5 protein-coding genes and 1 other RNA gene are annotated in these 4,396 nt (G+C 37.9%); all 6 read left to right on the forward strand.

All coding sequences use genetic code 11. The annotated features are described in order from the left end of the window. Positions 1 to 340: 340 nt before the first annotated feature. Positions 341 to 606: signal recognition particle sRNA large type (ffs, locus tag RST01_RS15825), an RNA gene on the forward strand. 144 nt (positions 607 to 750) lie between these two features. Beyond that, positions 751 to 2,538, forward strand: coding sequence for a DNA polymerase III subunit gamma/tau (dnaX, locus tag RST01_RS15830; protein WP_147198329.1), 1,788 nt, complete (start codon positions 751 to 753; stop codon positions 2,536 to 2,538). Positions 2,539 to 2,564: 26 nt separating this feature from the next. Further along, positions 2,565 to 2,882: a YbaB/EbfC family nucleoid-associated protein gene (locus tag RST01_RS15835; protein ID WP_147198331.1), complete on the forward strand. Its 318-nt coding sequence runs from the start codon at positions 2,565 to 2,567 to the stop codon at positions 2,880 to 2,882. A gap of 11 nt (positions 2,883 to 2,893) precedes the next feature. After that, positions 2,894 to 3,490 (forward strand): recombination mediator RecR, encoded by a 597-nt coding sequence (recR, locus tag RST01_RS15840; protein WP_147198334.1) that lies wholly within the window; start codon positions 2,894 to 2,896, stop codon positions 3,488 to 3,490. A gap of 17 nt (positions 3,491 to 3,507) precedes the next feature. After that, the gene (locus RST01_RS15845) at positions 3,508 to 3,720 is read left to right on the forward strand and encodes a YaaL family protein (RefSeq protein WP_066791250.1); all 213 of its coding nucleotides are present in this window, start codon (positions 3,508 to 3,510) and stop codon (positions 3,718 to 3,720) included. Between the two features lie 164 nt (positions 3,721 to 3,884). Further along, positions 3,885 to 4,163 carry a pro-sigmaK processing inhibitor BofA family protein gene (locus RST01_RS15850; RefSeq protein ID WP_147198336.1) on the forward strand — a complete coding sequence of 93 codons (279 nt, stop codon included), beginning with the start codon at positions 3,885 to 3,887 and terminating at the stop codon, positions 4,161 to 4,163. Positions 4,164 to 4,396 lie beyond the last annotated feature (233 nt).

Genomic DNA, 4,396 nt, shown 5'->3' on the forward strand with positions numbered 1-4,396 from the left:
AAATGTAATATATCTTGCTGACAATGAATACTTTAACACGGTATTATGCAAATGTCAACAATTTATTGTGCTTTTTCAAAAGGAAAACTAGTTTTTGTAAAGGGAGTGCTAATACTTGTATAGGTGGGAAGGCACGTTATCAAAATTCTTTCTTAAGTAACTTACTCATTATTATAGAGGTGAATACAGGAATAACCGACCTACACATGATTGAGTTTGCTAAAAAGTATAGGTAGTGCTTGAGCGTTCAACCTTTAAAAAAAGATGAAGAAAGACCATCACGAAGTGTACTTTACTTTATAGTTGATTTTCATCCATAACATTTGTATACTAGTAATTGCCGTGCTAGGTGGGAAGGTAGCGGTGTCCTGTAACTCGCAATCCGCTTTAGCGAGACTGAATTCCTTTTTGAGGTTGTCCGTATGTTTGGCCTGCCTCTTGCACGTAGCGTTGACGATTGGGTCCTGCGCAATGAATCCCCATGAACCATGTCAGGTCCGGAAGGAAGCAGCATTAAGTGGTCTTATTCATGTGCCGCGGGGTAGCCTAATCTGAGCTAACGACAAGAGTAACGCTTATATACGGCTGTCGAAGAAAGGTGCACGGTATTAAATATGTAAACTTCAAACTCACTTATCATCTTTTGATAAGTGAGTTTTTTCTTTATTCCCTAACACTTATAAAGGTTTCAACGAGGTTCTATGCTATAATAAATCTATTATGAATGATGGCAGAAAGGGGAGGAAATTGATGTCCTACCAAGCCTTTTATCGTGTCTATCGTCCGCAGTCTTTTAAGGAAATGTCAGGACAGTCACATATAAAGCGTACATTGCAAAATGCCCTCCTAGCTGGCAAAACAACGCATGCTTATCTTTTCTCAGGACCTCGTGGTACCGGGAAAACGAGTACAGCTAAAATATTCGCTAAGACAATCAATTGTGAGCATGCACCAACTGCCGAGCCCTGCAATGAATGCGCGACATGCAAAAGCATTACAAATGGTTCACACCCAGATGTTATTGAGTTTGATGCCGCTTCTAATTCAAGCGTAGATGAAATAAGAGATATAATTGAAAAAGTTCGTTTTGCACCAGCCAGCGCTCGTTATAAAGTCTATATAATCGATGAAGTGCATATGCTTTCAACCAGTGCCTTTAATGCGTTATTAAAAACATTGGAAGAGCCACCGCCACATGTTGTATTTATATTAGCTACGACTGAACCCCATAAGATACCTGCTACTATAATTTCGAGGTGCCAACGATTTGACTTCAAGCGTCTATCTACGACAGATATATTAGAGCGTATGAAATTAGTATTAGAAGAAATAGACCTTCCTTATGATGAACAAGCATTAAAGGTAATTGCCAAATCTGCTGCCGGTGGAATGCGAGATGCACTTAGTATGCTAGATCAAGTTGTTAGTTTTAGTGCTGAAAAACTCACATTGGAAGACTCCCTTTTTGTTACGGGATCTATTAGCCAGGATATTTTTTATACACTTGCAGAAAATTTAGCTAAGGGTGACGTAGCAAACGTATTGGATGTGCTTGAGCAACTGATGGATGAAGGTAAAGATGCAGTCCGTCTTTCTGAAGACTTAATCACCTTCTTTAGAGACTTATTATTGATTCAGTCTGCTCCTGACCTTTCAGATTTGCTAGAATTAGCTACAACAGATGAGAAATTCCTCACCCTAGCAAATGAATTTACAATGGACACGCTATACAGTTATATTGATGTCCTGTCAAAAACTCAACAAGAAATGCGTCTTTCATTGCATGCAAAGGTATACCTTGAAACAGCATTATTAAAAATGTCGCAGATCAATCATAAAAGGCCAAAACAAGCCTATGTGACATCAAGTTCAGAGAATATGGATGTAGAGATGCCACAGCTTGTTGAAATGCAATCAAAAATTGCTGCCTTAGAATCTTTGGTTCAGCAACTGCAGGTTGGAGGAAACACCGTTCAGCCTCAACCACAAGGAAGTGGGCAGCCGAAGCGCCCACGTGCAAAAGCAAATACTGGTTTTAATGTTCCAGTAGGGAGAATTCAAGAAGTATTAAAAGTGGCGACAAAACAAGATATCCAATCGATTAAAAGTGCCTGGGCAGAATCCCTTAATCGATTGCCTAAATCACAATCGGCATTATTGGAAGACGCGGAACCTGTAGCAGCATCAGCCAGTGCTTTTGTGTTAAAATTCAAATATGATATTCACTGCCAAATGGCAGTCGAAAATCAAGAGCTAATTTCACATTTCAGCCAGCACTTAGCAGAGATGACTGGGAACTATTATCAAGTTATCTGTGTTCCAGAGGAGAATTGGCAAAGAATACGTGCTGATTTTATCCAGCACCATAATACGGATAAAGTGGCAGATAAAGAAACCGATAAAGAAACTTCAACTGGCGAACAAAAAGCTGAGGTTGTACAATCAATATTAGAAGATGAACAGCCGTTATCCGAAGACCCTTTAGTAGTGGAAGCGGAAAAGCTGTTCGGCAAAGATTTCATTACTATTGAAGAATAAAAAGCAATTATAGGAGGAATTTATTTATGCGTGGAATGGGTAATATGAATAACATGATGAAACAAATGCAAAAGATGCAAAAGAAAATGATGGAGGCACAAGAAGAGCTTGCTGTACAAACGTTTGAAGGAACTGCTAGTAACGGATTGGTCAAAGTCGTTATGAATGGTCAAAAGCAAGTACAAGAAGTAGTAATTGATCCAGAAATCGTAGATCCAGAAGATGTAGAACTATTGCAAGATATGATTGTGATTGCAACAAATGCAGCGTTAGCAAAAATTGAAGAAACAACGAATGAAACGATGGGCCAATTTACTAAGGGAATTAACCTTCCTGGATTCTAGGGGGAATGACATTGCATTATCCTGAACCTATATCCAAATTAATAGATAGCTTTATGAAATTGCCAGGCATCGGGCCAAAGACTGCCTCCCGCCTGGCGTTTTTTGTATTAACGATGCAAGAGGATACTGTCTTGAATTTTGCTAAAGCACTTGTAGATGCAAAGCGTAACCTAAGTTATTGTTCTGTCTGCGGGAATATTACAGATGTAGACCCTTGCCATATTTGCCAGGGCGTACAAAGGGACCGTTCTACTATCTGTGTGGTCCAAGATCCGAAAGATGTAATTGCCATGGAAAAAATGAAAGATTACCATGGGTTATATCATGTATTGCATGGCGCAATATCACCAATGGATGGTATTGGTCCAGAAGATATAAACGTTCCTTCACTCTTAAAGCGCCTGCAAAGCGAAGAGGTAGAAGAATTAATCTTGGCGACAAACCCTACGATTGAAGGGGAAGCGACAGCTATGTATATCTCACGTCTAATTAAGCCTTCAGGAATTCGTACGACCCGCATTGCACATGGCCTTCCAGTTGGAGGAGACCTTGAATATGCGGATGAAGTAACTTTATCCAAAGCATTAGAGGGCAGACGGGAATTATGATTTGAGGTGCGAATAAAATGCTTTTTAAAAAATTTAAGCTTCGAAAAGAATACGATGAAAAACTAGTTAGCTTAATTCGCCAAACAAAAGAAGAATGGCAGCATGCCCAAAGCATGGAAAACTTAATGGCTGATTATAGCTTGGATATTATAGCTCAAAGGAAAATAGCTGAAAGCAAGCATTTTTATCTATTTAAAGAAGCTCGTATCCGTAAAGTTTTAATTAAGTAAGCAAATTCTATCCGATAACTCTTAACACACTAGTAATTGAATAGATTATTTGCTTCATTACAGAAGAAAATGAATAGTAAACCTGCAAAATATATAAAAAGATGAATGAATAACAGTGTTCCTATCATATATACCTACTAACATTTAAATGAGGTGTGGTGTATATGGCTAAACTAATTATTAGTTTAATAGGAGTGCTGTTTGTTTTTTATTTGCTAGTTAAGAAACCAAAGGGAATACGAAAAGTTCTCGAGTTACTATCGAATGTAGTATTTCGCATTACATTATCGTTCTGCCTCTTGTATATACTTTCCTACGGAGCGGGATATATCGGAATTTGGGTTCCATTGAATTTTGCTTCTATACTTATTGTGGCTATATTAGGTATGCCTGGCGCAATCCTTGTGATTGCACTTACGTTATTAAATCATTTTCTCTTATGATGTTAGTTGTAAAGTATAGACACAGAGCAAGGTGCATAATAAGTTAGTCTAAGGTTAATAAAAGGGTTGACATTATTGAAAGTATATTGCTATAATATAAAAGTTGTTACAAGCAACTACAAAAAACTTAATTATAAGCATCGATAACTTTTGAAAATTTATTTTTGATAAGTTGTTGACATATAAAAGTTTTTGCGATATACTTATGAAGTCGTCGAAAGGACGGCGCAACA

Origin of the sequence: Rummeliibacillus stabekisii (assembly GCF_007988965.1) — a bacterium.
Taxonomy (GTDB): domain Bacteria; phylum Bacillota; class Bacilli; order Bacillales_A; family Planococcaceae; genus Rummeliibacillus; species Rummeliibacillus stabekisii.

What these genes read in the sequence shown, in the direction of transcription:
- RST01_RS15850 (WP_147198336.1), top strand. Translation starts at nt 3,885, where the DNA reads ATGGCTAAACTAATTATTAGTTTAATAGGAGTGCTGTTTGTTTTTTAT.
- dnaX (WP_147198329.1), top strand. Translation starts at nt 751, where the DNA reads ATGTCCTACCAAGCCTTTTATCGTGTCTATCGTCCGCAGTCTTTTAAG.
- RST01_RS15835 (WP_147198331.1), top strand. Translation starts at nt 2,565, where the DNA reads ATGCGTGGAATGGGTAATATGAATAACATGATGAAACAAATGCAAAAG.
- RST01_RS15845 (WP_066791250.1), top strand. Translation starts at nt 3,508, where the DNA reads ATGCTTTTTAAAAAATTTAAGCTTCGAAAAGAATACGATGAAAAACTA.